This window comes from Pantoea sp. Lij88 (genome assembly GCF_030062155.1).
GTDB lineage: Bacteria > Pseudomonadota > Gammaproteobacteria > Enterobacterales > Enterobacteriaceae > Pantoea.
Map to the genome: position 1 here is coordinate 2,178,474 of NZ_CP118269.1, position 25,060 is coordinate 2,203,533.

The window sequence follows — 25,060 nt, forward strand, 5'->3', positions numbered from 1 at the left end:
ATCGTGCAGATTCAGGGTGCCAGACGGTCAATTTTCCAGCCGTCGTGATCACGCTGATAGATGAAACGATCGTGCAGACGATGTTCGCCTCCCTGCCAGAACTCTACCGTGTGAAATTTCACCCGGTAGCCACCCCAGAAGCTGGGCAGCGGCACTTCGCCCTGCTGAAACTTCTGCTTGAGCTCAAGGAACTTCCCTTCCAGAATGCCGCGCGCCGAAATCCGGCTCGACTGCTTCGACACCCAGGCCCCAATCTGACTGTCGCGCGGGCGGCTGTGGAAATATTTCAGCACCTCAAGCGGCGACAGTTTTTCCACTTCGCCCAGCACCATCACCTGACGTTCCAGAAAGTGCCACGGGAAGTGCAGGCAAATGCGCGGATTGTGCGCCAGCTGCAACGCCTTGCGGCTACCGAGGTTGGTATAGAACACCATGCCCTGCGCATCGAAGTGCTTCAGCAGCACGATACGCTGCCACGGCTGGCCCTGCTCATCCACGGTGGCCACGGTCATGGCGGTAGGATCGGGCAGTTTTGACTCACAGGCCTGGCTCAGCCACTGTTCAAACAGCGCAATCGGATTGTCTGGCAGATCCTTACGACGCAATCCGCCGCGGGTATATTCACGCCGCAGATGGGCAATGGTGTGTAGGGTTTCGCTGTCGCTCATTAATGCTCGCCTATTCAGATAAACAGTCAGCTGGCAGGTTGCAGCTCACAATCATTCACGACAATTTTATCGTTACGTTCGATAAATGCGCCGTTTCCTTTGGACCAGAAAACATAGGTGTCATCGCTGTAGCGGGCACCGGAGGCAGATACGGTCTGCTTCAGCGTCAGGGGCTTGCCGTCCATGATGAAGCTCACCTGCTCCTTCGCCTCGTCGAGCGTCACGGTCAGCGGCAGGGTTCCGCAGCGATAGTGCAGGGTCTGCGGCGACGGCGGCTGTTTATGCATCAGACTACAGCCTGAAAGCAGCAGCACTGCGGCAACGGTTAATCCTTTCAACATAAGCGGGTCTCCTTCACGAGTGAAGCTGGCATTATAAGAAGGATTTGGCGCGAAGTAAGTGGGAATCCGCGCCAATCTGGTGGATGCTGTCAGGCAGGCTGAATTATTGCGCCTTTTCAGGCGGTTGTCTGAATGCGCAGGCCGCGTTCTCAGGCTACGCTCTATAGATTCTTAAGCGAGGAAGACAAACATGAAATTTGATAACGAAGATGCATTTAAGCTGGCAGTCGCGTTTATGAACCACAAAGAGAATGCCACCATTGCCAGTAGCTACTTTAAAACCTTTATCGACACCTACCAGAAATTTGATCGCTGGCTGAGCGCATCGGACCCGGTCAGCGCCATGAAAGCTGAAAAAGCGGCCGCCAAAGCGGGCGAAGACTCTGTCCTCTGATCCCCTTCTCCACGGGTCCGATCGCTCTCCTGAGATCGGACCCGCGCATCCCGCCAGCTATTAACGCCGATACGGCGTTTTACCCTGCGTTTATTCTGGCTTTTACGGAAAGATCCGCCGGGCTTATTTCCCGCATCGGCCTCGATCTTATTTCGGGGCGGTGAAGAATGTCTGACACGAATTTTACATTTGCAATAAATGCTCTTTCCCGGCGTCATATCCGCTAATCATCCGCCTGCGCTCTGATTTTGTCTAAAAAACAGGCAACGAGACGCTGCAGCGCCAGCAAACTTTATAAAGCCGTCTATGCTGAAAACGTCTGGATATACTTCATGGAGCAGAAAAAATGAAATTGAAATCCCTGTCAGCCATTGCGTTGCTGGCCCTCTCTTTAGGTACGCTGGCAGGCTGCGCCTCAAATCAGTCGATTAAGACCACAGATGGCCGCACGATTGTGACTGATGGCAAACCGCAGATTGATTCAGATACTGGTCTGGTTTCTTACCGTAATGCTCAGACAGGAAAAACTGAGCAGATCAACCGTAATGAGATCAGTAATATGAGTGAACTCGACAACTAATATAAGGTGAAGACGATGAAAAAAGCGCTGATTTTACCTCTCGCCGCATTGATTGGTATGACCGTATTAACCGGCTGCACCCGTACCAGTTATGCAATTCAGACTAACGATGGACGCACCATTATTAGTGATGGCAAGCCTTCTGAATCGGATGCCGGCCTGCTGGCATATACCGATGCAAATGGCGTGAAGCAGCAGATTAATAAAGCAGACGTTAAAGCCGTCTCTGAAGTTCCGCACAAATAAACAGTGTGCTGTTATCCAGTTAATAAAGCCGCCTGAGGGCGGCTTTATTTTTGCCTGCGATATCGGTGTTTCCTGGCCTGAGAACGCCGTTTTTATCGGCCTCATTTAAATCAGAACTATCCGGTTTGGTCTGGCAATAATATTGCTAAGCCCGGTCAGATAGCGCCCCACAAATATGACAAAATATGACGCGGGCAGACGCTCCTGTTATCTGAATTTCAGGCTAGTCCCCTCTTTTTTAACCAGCATTATAGTTCAGTCATTTTCTGACAAATCAAAGCGCGCTGCTTTTATCAGCTACTATCAGAAGGTTATGGCTTCGCTTAAAGGTTCATTTTATTTACGGTATTTTTAACTGTCTTTAGCCGGGCTTTCAGACCTTTTCGTCCAGAGCACCTTTAACTAGAATATTTATATCGCTATTTAATCAGGAGGGTACAGATGGTTTATCACGACAAAACAACCGGTCATATGATTCTTGGTGAGGCAGCAATTAATCTGGCGTTTGAAGAGCAGGAAATCACCCTGGTTTCACTGATTCGCCAGCTGGGCGAAATGGCTGAGAATGAGCACAGCGATGAGCGGGTAGAGCAGATTGCGGATGCGCGAAACTGGCTTAAAGGTTTCATTGAAGCCTCAACCCGCGACCGCGCGGAACTCAACTGGCTGGTTGAGACCGGACAGGCTCCGGTTTCCCTTAAAGATTATCGTTAATCATGTACGGGTTACTGCTGTTCATTTGTTATGGCGCCGGACGCCCGTCCGGCGCCTGTCAGCCTGATCGTTCGTCCCTCTGCGTCTCCCTTCAGCCCGTCCGGCTTTGACCCGGTGTCCGCAATAATCAACTCATTTACCATCACGGCTGAAATAGCTGTACAGATGCACTGCTTTTGTATAACTTCGCGGCTATCTGATCGCTTTTACACCACCCTCCAGGAAATCACCCATGTACCCGACCCAGAGACTGCCGCGGACGGCAGACGACATTGCCCGTTATTTCAATGCGGCAAGCCTGCCGTCGCAGCAGGAGACGCTGGGACAGGTGGTGGTGGACATCCTGAATGCCGGTGGGAACGTGAATCGTAAATCGATCTGCACCAAACTCCTGCGTCGCCTTGAAACGGCGTCCACTGAGGAAGAAGAGCGCCATTACCGCGCGCTCATCAGCCTGCTGTTTGGGCGTTAATCTTCCCCACTCCCCCCATCAGCGCGTCAGCGGCTCCCCGCTTTCCGTCACCCGCTGTGCCTGTGGATGTTTCGCTGTCTGGGTTTCAAACCCACCCCGGGCGGCAAAAACAGAACAGCTAATCGCTGCTACGAGTGTCAGTAAGATTGAAGTTTTCACGAGACAGGCCTTAATTTTCCACGCTAAAGAATAAAGCGTGAAAGCCTGGCACAGAATCCCAGGTGGGGAAAGGAAACTGCAGCATTTCTCTTTACTGAACAAGTGAGGCCAGGCTGGCCACATAAGCCGAAATAGCGCGCTACCACGCTGAGTCAGCAGGAACAGGCGATGAAACTGTTACGCCCTTCACAGCAGGTGATGCTGCATGAGGAAATTCCACCAGGGAAGACCGAGAGTCATGTGCAGAATAAAGGTTAATAGCGTAATCACCGTTCCCGCGATCCACCACGATTTAATATCGTTATAACCTGCAGCAAAGATGATGGGCCCCGCTGCGCCCCCATAGTGGGTCAGGCTGCCGCCATAAGAGTTAGAAAAAAGAATCGCCAGCGCAAGAAGGACCGGCGCGGTTCCGGTCACCAGTCCCACGGTGGCTAATACCGGCACCATGGCAGCCACATAGGCACCGCCTGAAGCGAACAGATAGCGCACAGCCAGACTCAGAAAGACGATGATCACAATCGTGCTGTTGCCTGAACCGAGAAACGTGAGGTGGGACGACATGACCTCTGCCAGCCAGATGAATATCCCCTCTTTGCTTAACGTCGCGCTGAGTCCGATAATCCCTCCGTACCAGACCAGCGTATTCCAGCCGCCTTTATTCTGCAGAACATCATTCCAGCTGATGATATTAAAGATAAGTGCAGCCACCATCGCGATAACGGCCACCGCGGATTCGTTCAATCCCAGATCGTGAGAGAAAATCCATCCCAGCAACGCCGCAATAAAAACAATAATCAGCCCCTTCTCTTTGGGGCTGATGGGGCCCAGCGCGTTCAGTCCGTCAGTCGCAATTTTAACGTTGTCTAATGCTTTTAATTCAGGACGCACGACGTTGTAGGTAATACAGGGGATGAGCGCAAGCATCACAAGCCCCAGCGGTACCCCAGCCAGCGCCCAGCCTGCCCAGCTGATCTGAATCTGGAAAATGTCAGAAATTAACTGAAGAGCTAAGGCATTTCCCGCAAAAGCCGTTAAAAACATATAGCTGGTGGTTTTGGTGATCATATAAACATTCACCATCAGAAACCGCCCGGCTTTACGCGGCGTCTCGCCAGGCGTTGAGCCCAGAGCCAGTGCAATGCTGTTGATGATAGGAAAAACGACGCCACCTGCACGTGCGGTGTTGGAGGGGGTCGCCGGAGACAACATTAAGTCCAGCAGAGCGGTGACATAACCGAGCCGCAAAGTAGTAGAGCCAAACTTCAGAATAAACCCGTACGCCAGTCGTTTCCCTAATCCGGTCGTCACAAAAGCCGCACTCAGGGTAAATGCGCTAAAAACCAGCCATGTTGTTCCGGAGGCATAACCGCTCAGGACATCCAGCGATTTCAGCGGTGAATCATCAAATCTGGCTATCACACAACATGATAACGCCATAGCCACCAGCATGATCACTGGCTCCGGGTAAGGCTTGCTCACCAGCCCGGCAATAGCCGCCAGATAGATGCCTGCCAGTATTGCCGCTTCTTTCGTTAATCCTGTGGGTGGCGGAAAAATGATGGGTAAAACGATAATCAAAAGAAGAAACGCTATTTTTGTTTTTTTTGCTGTCAACATACATCCCCCAGTTAGCCGCACGTCCCTTGTCCGCAGACACCTCAGAAAGTCTTCTGCGGAACAGGAATGCGGTTCACTCTTCTCGGGTTAAAAGTCTTAATTAAACGTTATGCCCGGCGAATTTTTTAATAATCTTATCTTCATCCTGCGCTGACTGATATTGCGTCAACTGGTCGAAATTAAGGTAGCGATAGGTTTCGTCGCGGCTGCTATTCATTTTCTCCATGTGCCGCAGATACTCTTCAACCGTTGGCATTTTACCCATAATCGCCGCGACCGCGCTCAGTTCCGCTGAAGCCAGAAAAACGTGCGCATTTGTTCCTAAACGATGCGGGAAATTACGGGTTGAGGTGGAGACAACATGACTTCCCGGCCGCACGCGCGCCTGGTTACCCATGCAAAGCGAACATCCGGCAGGTTCGATTCTGGCTCCGGCCTGAATAAACTGACTAAAGTAGCCTTCGCTGGAGAGCTGCTGAGCATCCATTTTCGTTGGCGGCGCCAGCCAGAGTCTGGCAGGGAGCTCGGTGACATCCGACAGAAGTTTACCGACGGCGCGAAAATGGCCAATGTTAGTCATGCAGGATCCCACGAACACTTCCTCAATCGGCGAACCTGCCACCGCGGAAAGCAGACGGGCATCGTCCGGGTCATCCGGCGCACAGACAACCGGTTCGGTAATCTCAGTCAGATCAATCTCAATCACAGCCGCATACTCAGCATTGTTATCCGCAACCAGAAGCGACGGGTTCGCCAGCCATGCCTCCATTTCCGCAATACGCCGCGCCAGCGTCGCGGCATGCTGATATCCCTGGTTTATCATCCAGCGCAACAGCACGATATTAGAGCGCAGATACTCCGCCACATTCTCTTCCTCAAGACGGAGGACGCAGGCCGCCGCAGAACGTTCAGCAGAGGCATCGGCCAGCTCAAACGCCTGCTCTGCTTTCAGGCTGTTCAGCCCTTCAATTTCCAGAATCCGGCCGGAGAAAATATTGACCTTATTTTTTTTCTCAACGGTCAGTAATCCCTGTCTGATGGCATAAAGCGGGATGGCGTGAACCAGGTCACGCAGGGTTATCCCTTTTTGCATTTCGCCGGTGAAACGTACCAGCACCGACTCCGGCATATCCAGTGGCATAATGCCGGTTGCGGCCGCGAAGGCGACCAGGCCGGAGCCGCCCGGAAAAGAGATCCCCAATGGGAAACGCGTGTGGGAGTCTGCGCCGGTGCCTACCGCATCGGGAATAAGCATACGATTGAGCCAGGAGTGAATGATACCATCGCCCGGCTTCAGCGCGACGCCCTTACGCTGGCTGATGAAATCAGGCAGCGTCTCATGCAGCAGGACATCGACCGGTTTAGGGTACGCGGAGGTGTGGCAAAAAGACTGCATAACCAGGTCGGCGGAAAAGCTCAGACAGGCCAGATCGGTCAGCTCGTCGCGCGTCATGCCGCCGGTGGTATCCTGCGAACCGACCGTTGAGACTTTCGGTTCACAATACTGGCCGGGCCGCACGCCATCCACGCCGCATGCCCTTCCCACGATTTTCTGCGCCAGTGTAAATCCGGCTGCAGACGGTGCGGGTACCTGAGGCTTACAGAAGAGATCAGACGGAGGCAGTCCCAGCGATTCACGCGCCCTCGCCGTCAGGCTTCGGCCAATGATCAACGGAATACGCCCCCCGGCGCGCACTTCATCAAGCAGCACTCCGGTCTTCAACGCGAATCGGGTAATCAGCTGCTGGCTGTGGGTGTCACGAATCTCTCCCTGATAAGGACAGAAGTCGATCAGCATGCCCGTTTCCAGCGCAGACACATCCATTTCAACCGGCAGCGCCCCCGAATCCTCCAGGGTATTGAAGAAGATCGGGGCAATTTTTCCGCCAAAAACAAAGCCCCCATTACGTTTATTCGGAACCCAGGGGATGTCGCTACCGATGTGCCACAAAACCGAGTTGGTCGCCGATTTGCGCGACGACCCGGTGCCTACCACATCCCCCACGAAGACCAGTGGATAGCCCGCTTTCTTCAGTTGCTCCAGTTGCCCGATGGGTCCCCGGCGTCCAGGCTCATCCGGTTCCACGCCGTCGCGCGGATTGCTCAGCATAGAGAGCGCATGCAGAGGAATATCCGGACGTGACCAGGCCTCAGGCGCAGGTGACAGGTCATCCGTATTCGTTTCGCCTGTGACCCTGAAGACGGTAAGCGTAATAACATCAGGCAGCGCAGGACGCCGCGTAAACCACTCCCCGCTGGCCCACGAATGAATAACGTCCTGCGCCCGGATATTACCCTGCTGCGCTTTTTCGACAACGTCGTTAAATTTTTCAAAAATAAGCAGCGTATGGCTTAACTGTTCCGCCGCGCACTCCGCCCATTGCGGATCGTCCAGCAAGTCGATGAGCGGTTGAATATTATATCCGCCCTGCATGGTGCCCAGCAGTTCAATCGCTTTTTGTGGCGCAATCACTCCGCCTGCATTGCTGTTTTCGATCTGCTGATAAAGAAACTCTGCTTTAATTTTTGCGGCCGGATCAACACCCGGTGGAACGCAATGCGCTAACAGTTCAATGAGCCTGTTTTTATCCTCACCCTTTTCGCCCGTCAGCGCGGTAATTAACGCCCGGACTTGCTCAGCATTCAGAGGCTCAGGGGGAATGTTTTTTAAAGCACGCGCCTGCACATGCTTATTATAGTTTTCTAACATGGTTTCTCCGAAACAGACATGATTTATCCTACCAGGGGTTATGTAGTAACCTGTTTAATCCTGCTTTTAATTATCCTTAAAGACTTTCGCAAAATTCGGCCAGTTGCATCAGACCATATTCCCATTCCCCGAATCCGGCCGCGGTATTAATATGTCCTGAATCGCCCGTATCAATAAGACGTGCGCCCCAGCATTCCGCCCAGAATTGCGCGCGTTTAAATGACATAAGCGGATCGTTACGGCTCACCAGCATCACGCTGGGCGTATTCAGTTTTTCCGGCAGAACGCTATCCTCCAGTTCGAAAAGCGCGGGTTCTGCGGGGGCGACCAGGATGAGGCCTGCGATAGCCAGCTTTTGAGTCTGAACCAGCCGACATGCGGCAAGCGCCCCAAAACTATGCCCGACCAGAATAGCCGGATGCTGAGAGGTAAAGTGTTCACGACGGATAGCAGAGATCCAGCCATCAATATCGGGCTCCAGCCAGTTTCGCTGACGTATCCGTTTCCAGAGCGGAAAGCGCCGATGCCAGCAACTTTGCCAGTGATCCTCATCGCTGTCTCTCAGTCCTGGCACCAGAATAACGGTGAGCTTTTCATCGATCTGTTCCAGACGATCTGTCGTCATTCCGCTTTACTCTCCATGTGCACGCTATCTCATGACGCCGGATAATGAGAAAGTAACCATCCAACCGCCAGAAGATCTGCGCTTCCTCCCGGACTCAGGTTTTTTTTAATAAAGGCGTGGTCCATATTTTTCAGCGCCGTTCTGAGCCTTTCGTCGGACAGATTTTTTATTTTCATCAGCCTTGTCGCGTAACGCCGGACATATTCCAGGCCCGCTATTCCCCCGCGTGAAATCAGATTGGTATCGGAATTGGCGGCCATTAATGCCAGCAGCATCTTCAGCAACGCCTCTTCTTGTGTTCCCCCTTCACGCAGGGTTTTGTTCCACTGCGGCAGACCATAGCGCCTGACGGTCTCAAAGCCCCTCTCCGCCTCGCCGCGTGCGCCCGTGAAGCCAAAGGCCTGAAAAAATTCCTCTCCCCTGGTTTTTGCCCGCTCGTTTCTGCTGAGTTCTCTGTCGACCAGACCTGCGCACATTGCACGAACTTCCTGACAAAGCGTCTCCTGGCTGAGCCTGACGTTGTCTTTGGCGAGCCGCCCCGCAGCCGCGCACAGGAGACCCAGAGAAAAAATCCCGCCTTTGTGTGTATTGATGCCGCCGGTGGCTTTAAACATCGCCTGTTCACACGCCAGCCCTGTTGGTCTTATCGCCAGTAAGGTCTGGCGAGCAGGTAAGCCGGCAGTGGCGAATCCCTGATCATAAAAACGGGGAAACCAGGGTGAGATAGCGCGAAGACTGACCATAAAGTGCATGATAGTCATGTCACGATGCGCCCCGTTATTTTCGCTATCCACCAGGCCCGGCTTAGGGGTTAACTTAACTTCTCTGTGCATCGCCTGGGCTGCCAGCCACGCGATATTCCGGTCACGCTCAGACTTAATGCTGACCGCTGAAATAGTCATAGGTTAAATCCTCTATCACCTGCGCAAGTTCATTCTGAGAATGGCGGCGCATACGCGAGCAGACGTGCGCAGGTTCATGACAAATGAAGCACCTGCGCATGGGCTGATGTATCGCGCTGCGCTTGAGTAAGCCCGACGTGGGACAAAACACATCAATGTCCCACAGCCGCCCAAGCGGATGGTTATCCTCCAGATGGGCCATAACATGCTTAATCATCCAGGCCGGTGACGAAATGGACCACCGCGCCTCGGGGCCGGTGCAGAGAAAGTCGGTTTCATGCCGGGTGACCGGCCATCGGTGTTTCAGCAGCGACTGATTGATGGCCTCATTCGCCTCGGCCATGACACGTCGGGCAAGAGGGGTATCTTTTATCTCCCCTGGCCAGACGAGGGTCACAGAGACCATCGTCTGGCCATACTGGCCCAGCCACTGTTGCTGCAGGCGCGCGCGTGCCTCTCTGGCTTTCAGCACATCCTCAAGAGCAAGACGCATACACGATGCCTCTGCCGTTTCCCGGCTCACTCTTTCACCTGCCTGACCACATCAATGACGCTGCCATCGCGATACCGCACAACGCCCACGATGCGGGAAGTAAACGCAATCGGCTTAGGTTCACCCGAAATGAGCAGCGCTTTCTGATAGAGTGTCCCGATATCCACCACCGGCAGACCGGCGGCGATCAGGCGCGCTTTCACCTCCTGTCGGGCAGGATTTACAGCAATACCGTGGTCGGTAACCAGTACGTCAACGCTCTCGCCTGGGGTGACGCGCGTGGTGACCTGCCTGACTACGGTAGGAATGCGGCTGCGGATAAGAGGCGCCACCACGATGGTCAGATTAGCTGCGGCGGCCACGTCACAATGTCCGCCAGAGGCGCCGCGCATCACCCCGTCGGAGCCGGTCAGCACGTTCACATTGAAGTCGGTATCGATTTCCAGCGCGCTTAAGATGACGATATCAACACGATCGCAGCAGGCAGCTTTCGCGGCAGGATTGGCATAAACGCTGGTGGAGATTTCAACATGATCAGGATTTTTCGCCAGCGAAGCTCCCGCAGCCCCGTCAAAACTCTGGGTATCCAGCAGCTTTTTAATCAGCCCTTTTTCATGCAGATCCACAATGCTGCCAGTGATGCCGCCCAGGGCAAAGCTGGCCACAATGTTCTGTTTCCGCATCCGTGATTCCAGAAAACGGGTGCAGGCCGTTGAGGCCGCACCGGAACCCGTTTGCAGCGAAAAACCGTCGCGGAAAAAGCCGGAATGCTCGATCACATCGGCGGCAGAACGCGCAATCATCAGCTCACGCGGATTACTGGTGACGCGCGCCGCACCGACGCTGATCTTTGCCGGATCGCCTACGCTGTCGATTTTGACAATGTAATCCACCTGATCCTGAATAATGCTGGCGGGCATATACGGGAACGGCTCAATGCTCTCCGTCAGCAGCACCACCTTTCTGGCATATTTTGCATCAACCATCGCATAACCCAGCGAACCGCAACGGGACAGGCCGCCGCTGCCGCTGGCATTGCCATATTCATCGCAGCAGGAGACGGCTAAAAAGGCGACATCAATAGTGATTTCGCCCTTTTCAATCAGGTTGACTCTGCCGCCATGCGAGTGGATCTCTACCGGCTCTGCCATCAGGCCATGTGAAATCGCTTCGGCTAATTCACCCCGCATGCCGGAGGTGTAGATTTTGGTGATGACGCCGGCTTTGATGTGTTCAATCAGTGGCGCGTTGCAGGTCATTAACGAGCTGGATGCCAGCGTCAGTCCCTTAAGGCCCTTTTCTGCCAGCTTCGCCATGACGTAATTAATGACTTTGTCACCTTCACGGAAGGCGTGATGAAAGGAGACCGTCATACCATCACGTAATGCGCAGCGGGCCAGAACCTCATCAACCGTGTCAAAAAGTTTGCGCTGATATTTCTGGCGGCGATCTGCAAGATAAGGGGTCTGCGTGTTGGCACCGGTAAAAGGTTCATACTGCCGTGCGTTGCCGGACAGCGTCTGCAGGGCTTCAATTAAATGGCTCATGGTTTAATCCTGTTGTTCTGGGCTGAATGCAGCTACTGACGAACGCCGGAAGCGTTTTTACGTTCAATCACGACACGGGCATGGTTAATGATTGGCGCATCGATCATTTTTCCGTTCAGTGAAATCACCCCCAGCCCATGACGATCCCCCTCTTCGGCCGCTGCAATCACGCGCTCTGCGTAATCGACCTCTTCCTGAGTGGGCGCGTAGGCATTGTGCAGAATTTCAATCTGTCGTGGATTGATCAGCGATTTGCCGTTAAAGCCCATACGCTTAATCAGATCGACCTCTTTTAAAAAACCCGCTTCATCGTCAATGTCGGCATACACCACATCAAAGGCATCAATCCCTGCGCCGCGCGCAGCATGCAATACCGCGCAGCGCGCATAAAAAAGCTCGGTGCCGTCGCCACGTTCCGTCTGCATATCCATCACGTAATCAAATGCCGCCAGCGCAATACCCATTAATCGCGGCGACGATTTAGCAATAGCCACCGCATTAATAACGCCGACCGCCGATTCAATCGCCGCCATCAGTCTGGTCGAACCGACAGGACGTCCACACTCCGCCTCAATGCGGGCAATTTCCCCTTCAAGCTGATAAATATCATCCGGCGTGTCGGTTTTAGGTAAGCGAATAACGTCGACGCCCGCGCGTACCGCTGCTTCGGTATCTTTCAGCCCAAAAGGCGTATTCAGCGGATTAATCCTGACCACCGTTTCAATATCTTTATACATGGGATGCTGTAACGCATGAAAAACCAGCAAACGTGCGCTGTCTTTTTCTTTTAGTGAAACGGCATCTTCCAGATCAAACATAATGGAGTCAGGGCGATAGATAAAAGCTGTTGAGAGCATTGCGGCACTTGAACCGGGTAAAAAAAGCATGCTGCGACGTAATTTCTTCATCATAGTTTTTCCCACGCAATTTCTTTGCTCTCTGTTCCACGCAATATCGCCGTCTGCATTCTGGCCCGGATAACACAATTCAGCGCGCCTTTATCTTCGACAATAATTTCTCCCTGCGTAATATTAAAAGCAGAAAGTGTTTCTTTCACCACGGCAGTAATCTGCTCGCCAAATTGTTTGTAAACTTCGCTGTTAACAGTAATATCCAGCCCGTCTTCAGCCGGGCTGACTTTGACAACCAGATCGCTGGATTCAAGCGTACCGGCTATGGCCGCCTTAACTATTTTCATTTTAATTTCCTGGACAGTAAATTATCCGACGTTTGCCAGATTGTAGTCTGACTGTTTAAAGGGGTGACGTGACAGCCATCGGATTAAAAATGGCAGCGTGGTGGCTGGCACCATTCGTGTAACCGCCTCCATATCATTTCTCTCTAATGACTTTCTTACCGCAGAGGCCGATATCGGAAGGTTATTCTCATCCGTCACTCTGGTTATTTCGTTAACTTTAATCGGGGCTTCTGCCATTATCGTTTCATCTTCCAGCCAGTGATGCATCGCAAAATTATATTGCGCGGTGACTTTACAAAAAGGCTCGGTTCCCACAAAGCGCTGCCGGATATTTAACGCAGGCGCGATGTGGCGACGGAACAGCATTAAATCGATAGCGGCATAGACCTCATTAACAATCTGCTTTTCTTTGAGAAAGTAGCCAGGAAAGGTTCCCCGCGAAATAATATATCGGGAGCCGGGATGAACCGTGACATTAGGTAAATGACGTGAGCCCTCCTTTACCATGGCTAAACGATCCTGAAAGGAGAACGTCGACAAATCTTCCTCGACCACAAAGATATGAAGCCAGTCGCAGGCTTTTGCCGCCTGCTCAATCAGATAAAAATGCCCGGAGGTAAACGGATTGGCATTCATCACAATCGCGCCAACGTTGCTGACGTTAACCTGGTGATGTTTACGCAGCTTCCTGCAGTAGTGATGGATGCCCACAGGCGTGTTCTCCATCAGTGTGGCCCGGTTATCGAGTGTCACCAGAGGATAAAAACCGCATCCCCGGAAGGCTTTCACATTGCAGGGCGTGGTCAGGAGAAAAAGCTGATGCTCGCCATTCTGAATCGCCTGCGCCTCCGCTTCGTGAATCACTTTCAGACCCAGCGAGGTGCTGCGCCAGGCGGCATCCACAGCGATGCACTTTAACGTACTCCCGGCAATCCCTGCACAGGCCACCAGATGGCGTTTACAGCGCGCAATGACGAACTGTTCGATATCATCATCCATACCCAGTCCATTACTCTTAAGAAACAGGGCAATCTCTTCTCGCAGAGTCCCGCTGTGCGTTTCAACCGTTTCAAACGTCAGCGACGGGTCGCTATACATCATGTTTCTCCTGAAAATATCTGATGATCACCTCCTCCCGTACCTGCCGGAAATCAGGATGCCTGCAGATCGTGCTGCGGATCTGACTCCACAATCGTATTGGTTAAGTGCCCGATATTTTCAATCACGACGTCGACCTGGTCGCCTTCGTACATAAAGAGTGGCGGCGTACGTTTTTTGCCGACGCCCCCCGGAGAGCCGGTAATAATGACATCACCGGCATTGAGTGAAGTGAAGGTGCTGATGTAGCTAATCAGGTCGGCAACCTTATGGATCATACTGCCGGTGGAATCATCCTGAACCAGCCTGCCATTGAGCCAGGTCTGAATCGACAGCGCATGGGGATCCGGGATTTCATCCGCCGTCGTCATGCAGGGCCCGAAAGCGCCAGTATGGGGCCAGTTTTTCCCGGCGGTGAACCAGGCATGCTGCCAGTCCCGCACAGAGCCATCCATGTAGCAGCTGTAGCCAGCCACATGCTGCATGGCATCACTTGCGGCGATATTGATACCCGGCTTGCCAATAATGACGGCCAGCTCTCCTTCATAATCAAATTCGTTTGATAAGGCGGGTTTGACGACCGGTGTCGCATGACCCGTCTGCGAGTCAGGAAAACGAATAAACAGCGTGGGGGCATCACAGGTTTCCGCAAACTCCCTGCGTTTCTCCGCATAATTCATGCCGACACAAAATATCTTCTCTGGCACTTCAATGACGGGCAGAAAAATAATATCACTCGCCATGACATCGACAGGATAGTCCTGATATTGCCGGGCAATGTCGATCGCATCCTGCTGAAGCAAGGCTTTCAGGTCAGGACAGAGATGACCCATTTTCTCACCCAGATCGATAATGCCGTTCTCAGTAAAAATACCGTAGCTTTTATGACCGTGATGGCTGTAGCTGGTTAATTTCATAATAAAACCTGCTTGTCGTATTTAATGCTTTCGGGTTCACGCCGTGTAATACGGCGTGAACAATCGTTTATTCTGCTGCTATTTCAGCGGTGCGACGGGGACCAGCTTCTTTTGTTCATTGCCGGATAGTGATGTCGCGACAACCGCAGCCACCACAAGCAGTGTAATAATAAAGCCGGTCATTCCATGCCAGCCGGTGGCGTGGAAAACAAGGCCATTGACGAAGCCAATCAGTGAACCGCCCATGTAGTAGAAGAAAAGATAGAGCGCAACGGCCTGACCACGGGCGTGGGTGGCATTCTTACTGACCCACCGCAGACCAATAGAGTGACAACCAAAGAAGCATCCTGTGAAAATGACCGCGCCGACAATAAAGACGACAACGTTATCCACCAGCGTCAGCAGCATCCCCAGGGCCATGATGGCGAAGAGCGTTCTGAGCACATTCATGCTGCCATATTTTTCGGCAAAGCGGCCGGCCTGAGGCGCAGTAAAGAAACTCAACGCAAAGCTGAAGGAGATCAGGCCCGCATTGGCATGAGAGATATTGAACGGTTCGCCTTTCAGGAAGAAGGCCAGATAGTTATAGAGCGACGTGAAGACACCAAAGATGATGAAGCTGATAATAAATACCCGGGAGAGATTTTTGTTTTTAAAATGCTCAGCCGCGCCCTTCACGACACACAGAACGTTGAGGTTTTCCGTCGGCTTAAAGTTTTTGGAGGCTGGCAGCAGAAAGTTAACCAGAATCGCGACGACGATCAGGCTGACGGCAAAACCGTAGAAAATGGTATTGATTGAAATATGGTCAATCAGCTGGCTGGCAATAATACGACCGGACATGCCGCCCATCGAGTTCCCAAACACAAAGTAGCCGGTGACCACTCCCGCGACAACGGGCGCGACCTCCTCACTGATATAGGCGGTTGCCGCTGCAGCAATGCCACTGAGTGCCAGCCCGATGACTGCACGCAGTGCCACTAACAGTGTCCAGGATTGCGCCAGCGGACAAAGCAGGGTCAATATCCCGCCCAGTAGCAGAGAAACGATAATCAGTTTTTTTCTGCCATAGTGATCGGCTAAGGTTCCGGTAAATAGCAGGCCGAACGCCAGCATTGCCGTCTCTGCGGAGAGAATGATACTGACCTGACTGACAGGAATATCATATTCAATCGCCAGAACCGGCAGCAGCGGCTGAATAAAGAACAGAGAGGCTAATTCGGCCAGTCCGGATAAAGCCAGTGCCAGAATAATACGAATGTAAGCACTGGCTTTAATCTCACCCGCGGGTTTGGTTTGTTTATCGGTAGTTATAGTCATAACATCCTCATTACTATTTTGGGTACAGGGCGCTATAGCCCGTATGACCTAAATTTTTTATTTAATAGTTCAGGAGGGGGTAATTAAATTGCTTCTGAAATAGCCGCATCCGGAACGCAGACGACGCCTTCAAAAAGTTTCCGGCACGTTCTGATGACAGCGGCCCGTGTCTTTTCAATTTCATTGCTCTCGTTGGTTAACGAAACAGAAATTTTTCCGCCGGGATGTTCAATATCAATAATACTGGTGTACGTTGTCTTAGGCTGTCCTGAAATAATCTTCCAGGCTACAGAGCCTTCAATCCGTGTTGCTGTAGAAATACCAATGGATCCGGTAATCGCCAGCGATCGGTGGCAGGCATGCGGCATAAAGTAACGGACGTTAATGGTACCACCCGCCTGGGGTTTGCTCAGAAGGACCGGCTTAGGGATCACTTTGTCAGAGACGTCACCGAACCCCATCGCTCTGCCAGCCTGACGACGGATATGCTCCAGACGCGTCATAAATGCGCGGTCAGATTCCAGCTCTGCCGGTTGCTCAAAACCCGTTTTACCCAGCTGTGCAGCCTCGATAAGTACCATTGGCATGGCCATATCAATGCAGGTCACCTCTGCCTCGTCGATGCGATCGATGACGTTACCGGTTGGCAGTAGTTTTCCGGTCTTACAGCCGGCAGAATTAAGGAATGTAAGTCCTACAGGGGCTGCAGCACCCGGCACGCCATCAATGTGGGTGTCGCCTTCATAACTCACAAGAAGATCCGGTGTCTGGACTTCAGCATCAACCAGAGTACCGGTGTTGAGGTTGCGAATACGCACGGTGGTGACGGGACTTTTTGCGCTGACCAGCCCCTTTTCAATGGCGAAAGGTCCTACAGCACACAGCATGTTTCCGCAGTTGGGTGTGGTATCAACACGTCGCTCGTTGACCATGACCTGTACGAACAGATAGTCAACATCTGCATCGGAACAGGTTGACGGGCTGACGATAGCGACTTTGCTGGTCTGGGGACTTCCTCCGCCAATCCCATCAATTTCGAGTTCATGACCTGCACCCATCAGACTAAGCAGCACGGCATCGCGCTCCTCAATGTTATCGGGCAAGTCGCTGGCCAGAATAACCGGTCCTTTAGATGTACCGCCACGCATTAGTACGCAAGGAATCTTCAGCATGTTGTTTTCTCATTTCGCCTGGTGATAAGAACAGCGTCAAGATTCCACAGCATGATCAGGAATTCTAATGTCTAATTTCACGTCATTAATACGCTTTACGCATAAATACCCGCTGGGTTAGTGTGGGTGAAATAAAATAACGATAAGGCGTAAAATTTAATGCAGCATGAACTTCAGGGCATACAAGCTTTTGTTAAAATTGCAGAAATCGGATGTTTTACAAGAGCATCTCACTTCCTTCACATTTCACAACCTGCGTTAACACGCAGAATTAAAAAACTTGAGGAAAGTCTGGGGACGGTATTATTTGAACGTTCAACAAGAAAGATAAAACTCACCGCGGTTGGCAGAGAGTTTTTACCTAAGGCAAAGAATTTAATCGATTTCTATGAAAGTTCGATTCTGAATATTAAGGAGATGGCCACACACCAGAGCGGGTTTATTACGTTATCCTGTCTGCCTACCGCCGCATTCTACTTTCTGCCTTCCGCGATCAAAGATTATAACAATCACTACCCTAACATTCGTATTCGAATTCTGGAGCACACTGCCAGCGACTGTCTTGAAGCAGTGCTAAATGGCGATGCAGATTTCGGCATAAATATGATAAACATCACACATCCAAATATCGATTTTACTGCGCTGGTGAATGAACCCTTTGTTCTGGCCTGCCGTCGCGATCACCCACTGGCACAAAAGCAGCTGGTTTCGTGGCAGGATCTGGCGGGTTTAACGCTGATTGGTGTCCGGCGTTCAAGCGGTAACCGGTCGCTGATTGACCAGGCGCTGGAGGAGGTGGCGTTTAAGCCAGACTGGTTTTACGAAGTCAGGCATCTCTCCACCTCGCTCGGCATGGTAGAAGCAGGTCTGGGGGTTGCGGTGGTGCCGAATCTGGCGATGCCACTGAATGAACACCACATTCTGGTCAGTCGTCCGCTGGTTGAGCCGGTTATCCGGCGAACGCTGGGTCTCGTTCAGCGGCGGGAAACGGTGCTCAGTCCGGCCGCTGAAAAGTTCAGAGAACGACTCTTACAACTCTGGTCTCAGGAAGCCAACAGCCCCTGGATTGGTAAGTTCACTAACTGAAGTCGCCTTCGTCAGAAATCAGGCATGACCTGATTTCTGTGAATTAGTGGCGTTTTTCCATCTGTATCCAAAATACCGCGATGCTCAGCAGTAAACAGATAACCGCACTGACGCTGAACAGCAAATCCACGGCCAGATTCAGACTGGCATGATCCACCACCACACCTGACAGCACAGGCACCCAGTTAGCGATATAGGCAAGGACATAGAACAACGAAATCAGTTTTGCGTGACTGGCAGCCGGGGAGATCATATTTACCAGGGTCGCGCTTCCCACAAAGATCGCGCCATAGGAATATCCGGCCACGAGCAGTCCTGAGCATGCCCATACTAAAGAGTGGGTGCTGATAGCCCAGGTAAAAAACACAATCGAAATGGCCTGAGTAAGACAGCCGGCAGCCAGAGACGTGCGAGCGCTAATGCGGCGGCTCAAAATCTGACTGATACCGGCCACCACTAAATAGACCGCAATCACGTAGCCATACACACCCTGACTATGAATGCCGAGCAGATGCTCCGATACCGCCGGTCCAATCGACAAAATACTGGCGGCAAACGCCCAACTCATAAACAGAGCGCCAGCACACAGGAAAAAACGTCTGCCCGTCGCTTGCAGCCCGGCTTTAAGTGTCGTATCCGCTGAAATGGCAGACGAGGATGGCGCAACCCTGGGTTGGTCGTGATGGCGCGCTGGCCAGCTAAAACGTAATCCGATAAGGGCAATCGCAGCCGTGATCATAATCAGCAGAAACGGCAACGTCTGGCTGTGGAAATTTGCCTGAATCGCCACGCCACTAAAAACTGGCCCCAGAGCCAGACCGGTGGTGAAAGAAAGCGTTGCGAGTAGAGCTGCAGCTTTACCGCCATCTTTAGGGCCAAAACGCAAAAGGGCAATATTAGCTGCACCGGTTAATGCCCCGGTACCTACGCCCGCCAGCAGGCGTGCCATAAACAGGCAGGCAAATGAATCGGCGAGGGAAAACAGCAAGGCTCCCGCGAAGACGGCCAGTAGCGCAGGCATCATCAGGCTGCGCAGGTCGGCAACTTTCCCTGCAAGATTTCCTACGCTGAACAACGCAATCAAAACGCCTGCCGCATACGCGCCATAGATAATCGTCAGGCTGACGGCGGTTAAGCCCAGTTGCTGTTGATAGAGAGGATAAAGCGGCGTTGGCGCACTGCTGTTTAATAAGGCAGCGACCAGAGCCAGTGCAATGAAGCATAAAGCGCGCGTCTTTGACCTGGCGTTATTTGATCTGTCTGCCACGTAATTAACTTCTGACATGTTTATTATCCTGAGCGCATGCCACATGATTAGGCGTGAGCCACATTGATGTTTGATAGCGATGAGATGCGCGCATCATAGGGCCTGACGGAGAACAGGTACATCGACATTCCTGCATCACAGGTCTTCATTAATGCAGCTTGTTGTGCCCGGCGAAGTATGCATAAGTTGTAAGGCAAATCAGCCTGTTATACACGTGCAGTCTGACGACGCCAGGACGACAATGATATTACGTACTTCGCACAGTGCGGGCAGACCACTCTGCTGTTAAATGATTGATATTCAATCCGGTAACGTTGACACTTGTCGCAGCAATAAAGAGTCCGTGTTAAGGAAGAGAGCAAGAGATGAACTGGGATGATGTCCGTTTTTTCCTCGCGTTAGCGAGACAAAAAACGTTGCGGGGTGCCTCAAAATCGTTGAACGTCGATCAGGCGACAGTCGGACGCCGTATCGCAGCGTTCGAAAGCGCGCTCGGCTCCCGATTGTTTATCCGCACGCCCCGCGCTTTTACGCTGAGCGAGTCTGGCGAACAGGTGATGACCGAAGCCATTGCGATGGAAAGCGCCATGCAGGCGATGAGTCGTAAAGCCGCCTGCGGCGATAACATTCCGGCAGGTAACGTGCGCATCGCCAGCACAGACACGCTTGCCACTGTGTTTATCCTGCCTGCCATTCAGCGCCTGCGCGAACAATATCCGGATATCACCGTAACCTTACTGACCGGAATAGGTTTTTCCGATATCTCGTACCGCAGCGCGGATATAGCCATTCGTGCTGCCCGACCCGATTCTGAAGAGTTAATCGTTAAACGTATGGCGACCATTGATATGGGGCTTTACGCCAGCCAGCGTTATTTTGATCGGCTCGGAGAACCGAACCAGGAAGACGGATTAAGCAGCCATCAACTGGTCATGTTTCCGGCAGACATGGTGCCACGTCATCGACAAAACCTGTGTGGCTTTGCAGTAAACAGCAAGCAAGTCGTGCTGGAATGTAATACGCAACTGTTGATGCAATCCGCGATCAAACGCGGGATTGGCATCGGCCTGCTTTCGACATTTTTAGCTCACGGCGATCCGCAATTAATCCCGATTTTTCCTGAAAAACGCGACCCGGTTGATATCTGGCTGGTGCTTCATCCAGATCTGCAAAAAGTCGCACGCATCAGGGCAGTGATTACGGCGCTGGAGCAGTGCTTTGCGGAAGAAACCAGGGTAAGAGAAATTTAGCAGACCTCGCGGTTTCAGTAGCTGAAGAAAATTACCTGGCCTACTTAACCGCCGCCACCGGCAAATCCGTTACCCGTGTGGTATAGGCAGGCGACAGCATTTCGCGCTTCATCGACCAGGCTTTGTTGATCCCCTGCCCGGCAAACCACAGCTTTCCGCTGCCGGTTTTGTTAATTTTATCCATCAGCTGCATCAGCTCTTCGCTATTGCGGCGTGGCTGATGCTCATCAAACAGATCAAGCTGGGCCACGCCCTGACTGAAAAAATCCCCCAGCACGATGCCCGCCTTCATGTAGCGGTGTCCCTCAATCCAGATGTTATCCAGACATGCCATCGCGACACTGATAATGTCGCGGGTGTCCTGCGTCGGGATCAGCAGCTGGCCCGTGGACTGATTGCCATAAAAGGGTTCGTCAGTCGCATGCGGACTGGTGCGCACAAACACCCCTATCTGACGACAATATTGTTTCTCACGACGCAGCTTTTCTGCCGCGCGCTCAGCATAGGCGCAGACGGCTTCACGCATCTGATGATAATCAGAGATACGGCTGCCAAACGAGCGTGAACACATGATTTGCTGTTTTACCGGCGTCACCGACTCCAGCTCCAGACAGGACTCGCCGCGCAACTCTCTGACCGTGCGTTCCAGCACCACGCTGAACTGTTTGCGAATGGCCTCGGTGCTTTGATCGGCCAGATCTTTCGCCGTCATGACGCCCATGGCATTGAGTCGTTTGCCGATCCGGTGACCCACACCCCAGACTTCAGCTACATCAATCAGCGCCAGCAGCTTTCTTTGCCGTTCGGGGTCCGACAGATCGACAATGCCGCCGGTTTTGCTCCACTTTTTGGCCGCAAAATTCGCCAGCTTGGCCAGCGTTTTCGTCTGGGCAATGCCGACACCAACGGTCAGATGGGTCTCTTTGCGTACCCGTTCTCTGACCTGGCGACCAAAGGTCTCCAGCGCCATACAGTTCTGCACGCCGGTGAGATCCATAAAGGCCTCGTCGATCGAATAGATCTCCACCGACGGCGCCATCTCTTCCAGTATGGTCATCACCCGCTGGCTCATGTCGGCGTAGAGCGCGTAATTTGAGCTGAAGACGTGCACCGCATGACGCGTCAGCTCTTCACGCATTTTAAAATAGGGTGCGCCCATTTTGATGCCGGCTTTCTTTGCCTCGGCGCTGCGCGCAATCACGCAGCCGTCGTTGTTCGACAGCACCACCACTGGCTTGCCTCTGAGATCGGGCCGGAACACGGTCTCACACGACGCATAAAAGCAGTTCACATCGACCAGTGCGAACATGATCAGTGTCGGGTACGGTAGATAAAATCAATAGCCACGTCGGCGATATCGGGTTCATCCGGGCATGCATAAAGAGCCTGATGGGGAGAGGCGAGGAAACGCAGTGAAAACGAGAATCGCAGCAATCGTTGTGGAACCAGGCACTCAGCCTCAGCGGTGGCAACGATAGTCGTGCCATGAGAGTATGTCCGCTTCTGCGGGTCATCAACTGACAGTGACAATGTGGAAGACGCGATCATACGTTTGCCTGAAGCTATACCTGTATTTATATACAGTAATATAGACAGCATGATTTTTCCAGTTGCTACTCTGTAAAATTTTTAATGACAGATTCTCTGACCCGATAGCCATCGATCGGCATGCAGAAGCACATTTTCGGTGACATGTGCTCGTTTATGCAGACTCTCGCTCAATCAAATGAAAGCCTATATCCACAATGGCTTCTGCACCCGATTTTTGTTCAATACGATCGGCCAGCAGCGTGGCGGCACGCTGACCAATAGCGTGTCTGTCAACACTGACGGTCGTAATTGAAGGACGATTACAGGCGGCAAAATCGAGATCGCCAAAGCCAATAACGGCGATATCCTGCGGGATACGTAAACCCCTGCTCTCGGCTTCCATGATCGCCCCTTGTGCCAGCGTATCTGAACTGCAGACAATGACGTCAAACTCACCTTTGCCAGAAAGCTGTGTTAAACCGCTACGCCCTAATGCAAGCGATGCCGGAAGGGGCACATCCACCTGATGTACAACATCAATTGCATTGCGTTGAAGAACATCGCATAACCCCTGCTTACGCTGCGCGGCGCGGCGATCGTCGGTCCATAACAGACCCGGGCGACGATAGCCTTTACTCAGAAGATATTTACCGATTGCCTGTCCGACCTTTTCATGGGAAAAGCCCACCAGCATATCGAGCGGTGTCGGCGTTAAGTCCCAGATTTCCACCACCGGAATCATTGCGTTCAGGATGACCTTTTTCAGTTCTGTCGAGTGATGGATCCCGGTCAGTACCACGCCGTCGGGACGACGGGAAAGCAGAGTTGCCATCAGCTCCGCTTCTGTTTGTTCGGTATACCCTGCTACGCACAGCAATATGTGATACCCGCGTCGTGCCAGCTCATCGCTCAGCGACTGGATGGTATCAACAAACATGTTGTTGTTTATTTGTGGCACCAGAACCGCAATTAATTTACTCCGTCGCGACGCCAGACTGCCCGCTAACGCGTTAGGTATGTAGCTTGTGGCATGAACCGCCTGCATGACTTTCTCAACCGTTTTGGGGCGAACCAGTTGCGGTGAATTCAACGCCCGACTCACTGTCATCGGAGACAATCCCGCGCGACGTGCGACATCTTCCAGCGTCGGTGCGCGAGGTGGTTTAGTGCTCTTCACTGCCGGTACCCCTGCCAGATTGGCTGATTTATCTGCACATTATTCATTATGACTGTGGCTATTGCCAGCCTCTATCCAGGGAATACGACAAAGAACACGGCTTACTGACACCGGTTCTTCAGATAAATGATTGCGCAAACATTTTGTATTGTGCGTTTACCCAAAAATTTGCATAACGTGATCGATTTTCCGAAAAAAATGCGCTTTCATGCGACTTATGTGATCAATTGTTCAAATAATCATCCGTCATCTGGCTTCCTGAATGCCATAACAATAATAATGATATCGCAATCATTTATCGCTTTCAGGAGAGTAATATGTCTTCAGGTACAAACTCAAGTGCCGTCACCTACGCAAAAGCGGCCCATACCGGAACGGCAGCAGAAACGGGTGACCGTATCGAATGGGTAAAACTTTCACTGGCCTTTCTGCCGCTGGCAACGCCGGTGAGCGATGCGAAAGTGCTGACTGGCCGACAAAAGCCCCTGACCGAAGTGGCGATCATTATTGCCGAGATCCGCAGCCGTGATGGTTTTGAAGGTGTCGGTTTTAGCTACTCCAAACGCGCCGGTGGCCAGGGTATTTATGCTCACGCTAAAGAGATAGCCGATAATCTGCTGGGTGAAGATCCCAATGATATTGATAAGATCTACACCAGACTGCTCTGGGCCGGTGCCTCCGTAGGTCGCAGCGGGATGGCGGTTCAGGCTATCTCCCCCATCGATATCGCCTTATGGGATATGAAATCCCGGCGTGCCGGTCTGCCGCTGGCAAAGCTGTTAGGTGCGCACCGTGACTCCATTCAGTGTTACAACACCTCAGGCGGATTCCTGCATACACCGCTCGACCAGGTGCTGAAAAACGTGGTGATTTCCCAGGAAAATGGCATTGGCGGCATTAAGCTGAAAGTAGGACAACCTGACTGTGCCGAAGATCTTCGCCGGTTAACCGCAGTACGTGAAGCGCTTGGCGATGATTTCCCGTTAATGGTTGACGCTAACCAGCAGTGGGATCGCGAAACGGCTATGCGTATGGGACGCAAAATGGAGCAGTTCAATCTCATCTGGATTGAAGAACCTCTCGATGCTTACGACATCGAAGGTCATGCTCAGCTGGCTGCCGCGCTGGATACCCCTATTGCGACCGGGGAAATGCTGACCAGTTTCCGTGAGCATGAGCAACTGATTCTGGGCAATGCCAGCGATTTCGTGCAGCCTGACGCGCCGCGTGTCGGCGGGATTTCGCCCTTCCTGAAGATTATGGATCTGGCGGCGAAGCATGGCCGTAAACTGGCACCGCACTTTGCGATGGAGGTGCATCTGCATCTCTCCGCGGCTTACCCACTGGAGCCGTGGCTGGAACACTTTGAATGGCTGAACCCCTTGTTCAACGAGCAGCTGGAGCTGCGCGATGGCCGCATGTGGATTTCTGATCGACATGGTCTGGGCTTCACACTGAGTGAGCAGGCACGCCGCTGGACACAATTAACCTGTGAATTTGGCAAACGCCCTTAACACGACAGGCGGGAATCATTCATTCCCGCGCCTCTTACCTTACACAATGCATTCTGCCCT

Annotated in this window: 26 protein-coding genes; 8 read left to right on the forward strand and 18 right to left on the reverse strand. The window is 52.4% G+C overall.

Features of this window, described 5'->3' with window-relative positions:
- Window positions 1–11 precede the first annotated feature (11 nt).
- Both pdxH and PU624_RS13930 read right to left on the reverse strand, forming a co-directional pair.
- Window positions 12–668 (reverse strand): pyridoxamine 5'-phosphate oxidase, encoded by a 657-nt coding sequence (pdxH, locus tag PU624_RS13925; RefSeq protein WP_283545465.1) that lies wholly within the window; start codon window positions 666–668, stop codon window positions 12–14.
- Window positions 669–694: 26 nt separating this feature from the next.
- On the reverse strand, window positions 695–1,009 hold the full coding sequence (locus tag PU624_RS13930; protein WP_283545466.1) for an MliC family protein: 315 nt from the start codon (window positions 1,007–1,009) through the stop codon (window positions 695–697).
- A gap of 190 nt (window positions 1,010–1,199) precedes the next feature.
- On the opposite strand from PU624_RS13930, the gene PU624_RS13935 reads away from it, so the two are divergent.
- From PU624_RS13935 to ycgZ, 5 genes are all read left to right on the forward strand, one after another.
- On the forward strand, window positions 1,200–1,403 hold the full coding sequence (locus PU624_RS13935; protein WP_009090370.1) for a hypothetical protein: 204 nt from the start codon (window positions 1,200–1,202) through the stop codon (window positions 1,401–1,403).
- A 346-nt stretch (window positions 1,404–1,749) separates the two neighbouring features.
- The gene (locus tag PU624_RS13940) at window positions 1,750–1,983 is read left to right on the forward strand and encodes a YgdI/YgdR family lipoprotein (protein WP_283545467.1); all 234 of its coding nucleotides are present in this window, start codon (window positions 1,750–1,752) and stop codon (window positions 1,981–1,983) included.
- A gap of 15 nt (window positions 1,984–1,998) precedes the next feature.
- Window positions 1,999–2,229 (forward strand): YgdI/YgdR family lipoprotein, encoded by a 231-nt coding sequence (locus PU624_RS13945; protein ID WP_003848985.1) that lies wholly within the window; start codon window positions 1,999–2,001, stop codon window positions 2,227–2,229.
- A 441-nt stretch (window positions 2,230–2,670) separates the two neighbouring features.
- Window positions 2,671–2,943: a hypothetical protein gene (locus PU624_RS13950; RefSeq protein WP_283545468.1), complete on the forward strand. Its 273-nt coding sequence runs from the start codon at window positions 2,671–2,673 to the stop codon at window positions 2,941–2,943.
- Between the two features lie 232 nt (window positions 2,944–3,175).
- Window positions 3,176–3,415, forward strand: a complete 240-nt coding sequence (gene ycgZ, locus PU624_RS13955) for a regulatory protein YcgZ (protein WP_283545469.1) — start codon at window positions 3,176–3,178, stop codon at window positions 3,413–3,415.
- Between the two features lie 345 nt (window positions 3,416–3,760).
- Here the strand turns inward: ycgZ and PU624_RS13960 are convergent, their stop codons facing one another.
- The 12 genes from PU624_RS13960 to PU624_RS14015 all read right to left on the reverse strand — a co-directional run bounded on the left by PU624_RS13960 (window position 3,761) and on the right by PU624_RS14015 (window position 17,176).
- Window positions 3,761–5,194: an anion permease gene (locus tag PU624_RS13960; RefSeq protein ID WP_283545470.1), complete on the reverse strand. Its 1,434-nt coding sequence runs from the start codon at window positions 5,192–5,194 to the stop codon at window positions 3,761–3,763.
- A gap of 100 nt (window positions 5,195–5,294) precedes the next feature.
- Entirely contained in the window at window positions 5,295–7,904 is a 2,610-nt protein-coding gene (gene acnB / locus PU624_RS13965) for a bifunctional aconitate hydratase 2/2-methylisocitrate dehydratase (protein ID WP_283545471.1), read from the reverse strand.
- Window positions 7,905–7,980: 76 nt separating this feature from the next.
- The gene (locus PU624_RS13970) at window positions 7,981–8,529 is read right to left on the reverse strand and encodes an RBBP9/YdeN family alpha/beta hydrolase (protein ID WP_283545472.1); all 549 of its coding nucleotides are present in this window, start codon (window positions 8,527–8,529) and stop codon (window positions 7,981–7,983) included.
- 29 nt (window positions 8,530–8,558) lie between these two features.
- Window positions 8,559–9,431, reverse strand: coding sequence for a triphosphoribosyl-dephospho-CoA synthase CitG (gene citG, locus PU624_RS13975; protein ID WP_283545473.1), 873 nt, complete (start codon window positions 9,429–9,431; stop codon window positions 8,559–8,561).
- Entirely contained in the window at window positions 9,406–9,924 is a 519-nt protein-coding gene (gene citX / locus PU624_RS13980) for a citrate lyase holo-[acyl-carrier protein] synthase (RefSeq protein WP_283545474.1), read from the reverse strand. The genes citG and citX overlap by 26 nt, the downstream gene beginning before the upstream one ends.
- Before the next feature lie 26 nt (window positions 9,925–9,950).
- A complete protein-coding gene (citF, locus tag PU624_RS13985) occupies window positions 9,951–11,471 on the reverse strand; it encodes a citrate lyase subunit alpha (protein WP_283545475.1) in 1,521 nt (506 codons plus the stop codon).
- 32 nt (window positions 11,472–11,503) lie between these two features.
- Complete coding sequence (citE, locus tag PU624_RS13990; protein WP_283547986.1) at window positions 11,504–12,379, reverse strand: citrate (pro-3S)-lyase subunit beta; 876 nt, start codon at window positions 12,377–12,379, stop codon at window positions 11,504–11,506.
- Window positions 12,379–12,669 carry a citrate lyase acyl carrier protein gene (gene citD / locus PU624_RS13995; RefSeq protein WP_283545476.1) on the reverse strand — a complete coding sequence of 97 codons (291 nt, stop codon included), beginning with the start codon at window positions 12,667–12,669 and terminating at the stop codon, window positions 12,379–12,381. Before citD ends, citE begins: the two co-directional genes overlap by 1 nt.
- A gap of 21 nt (window positions 12,670–12,690) precedes the next feature.
- Entirely contained in the window at window positions 12,691–13,767 is a 1,077-nt protein-coding gene (gene citC, locus PU624_RS14000) for a [citrate (pro-3S)-lyase] ligase (RefSeq protein WP_283547987.1), read from the reverse strand.
- 53 nt (window positions 13,768–13,820) lie between these two features.
- A complete protein-coding gene (locus PU624_RS14005; RefSeq protein WP_283545477.1) occupies window positions 13,821–14,684 on the reverse strand; it encodes a fumarylacetoacetate hydrolase family protein in 864 nt (287 codons plus the stop codon).
- A 78-nt stretch (window positions 14,685–14,762) separates the two neighbouring features.
- Complete coding sequence (locus PU624_RS14010) at window positions 14,763–16,004, reverse strand: MFS transporter (protein ID WP_283545478.1); 1,242 nt, start codon at window positions 16,002–16,004, stop codon at window positions 14,763–14,765.
- An 83-nt stretch (window positions 16,005–16,087) separates the two neighbouring features.
- Window positions 16,088–17,176, reverse strand: coding sequence for a 4-oxalomesaconate tautomerase (locus PU624_RS14015; protein WP_283545479.1), 1,089 nt, complete (start codon window positions 17,174–17,176; stop codon window positions 16,088–16,090).
- A gap of 159 nt (window positions 17,177–17,335) precedes the next feature.
- Between PU624_RS14015 and PU624_RS14020 the strand changes: the two genes are divergently transcribed.
- Window positions 17,336–18,262 (forward strand): LysR family transcriptional regulator, encoded by a 927-nt coding sequence (locus PU624_RS14020; protein ID WP_283545480.1) that lies wholly within the window; start codon window positions 17,336–17,338, stop codon window positions 18,260–18,262.
- A 43-nt stretch (window positions 18,263–18,305) separates the two neighbouring features.
- On the opposite strand, the gene PU624_RS14025 is transcribed toward PU624_RS14020, so the two are convergent.
- A complete protein-coding gene (locus PU624_RS14025) occupies window positions 18,306–19,547 on the reverse strand; it encodes an MFS transporter (protein WP_283547988.1) in 1,242 nt (413 codons plus the stop codon).
- A gap of 347 nt (window positions 19,548–19,894) precedes the next feature.
- On the opposite strand from PU624_RS14025, the gene PU624_RS14030 reads away from it, so the two are divergent.
- On the forward strand, window positions 19,895–20,779 hold the full coding sequence (locus PU624_RS14030; RefSeq protein WP_283545481.1) for a LysR family transcriptional regulator: 885 nt from the start codon (window positions 19,895–19,897) through the stop codon (window positions 20,777–20,779).
- A 40-nt stretch (window positions 20,780–20,819) separates the two neighbouring features.
- Here PU624_RS14030 and umuC read toward each other — a convergent pair whose 3' ends face one another.
- The 3 genes from umuC to PU624_RS14045 all read right to left on the reverse strand — a co-directional run bounded on the left by umuC (window position 20,820) and on the right by PU624_RS14045 (window position 23,486).
- A complete protein-coding gene (umuC, locus tag PU624_RS14035) occupies window positions 20,820–22,088 on the reverse strand; it encodes a translesion error-prone DNA polymerase V subunit UmuC (RefSeq protein WP_283545482.1) in 1,269 nt (422 codons plus the stop codon).
- A 2-nt stretch (window positions 22,089–22,090) separates the two neighbouring features.
- The gene (locus PU624_RS14040; RefSeq protein ID WP_283545483.1) at window positions 22,091–22,327 is read right to left on the reverse strand and encodes a hypothetical protein; all 237 of its coding nucleotides are present in this window, start codon (window positions 22,325–22,327) and stop codon (window positions 22,091–22,093) included.
- Between the two features lie 154 nt (window positions 22,328–22,481).
- The gene (locus PU624_RS14045) at window positions 22,482–23,486 is read right to left on the reverse strand and encodes a LacI family DNA-binding transcriptional regulator (protein WP_283545484.1); all 1,005 of its coding nucleotides are present in this window, start codon (window positions 23,484–23,486) and stop codon (window positions 22,482–22,484) included.
- 317 nt (window positions 23,487–23,803) lie between these two features.
- On the opposite strand from PU624_RS14045, the gene PU624_RS14050 reads away from it, so the two are divergent.
- On the forward strand, window positions 23,804–25,000 hold the full coding sequence (locus PU624_RS14050; protein ID WP_283545485.1) for an L-talarate/galactarate dehydratase: 1,197 nt from the start codon (window positions 23,804–23,806) through the stop codon (window positions 24,998–25,000).
- The last annotated feature ends 60 nt before the right edge of the window (window positions 25,001–25,060 follow it).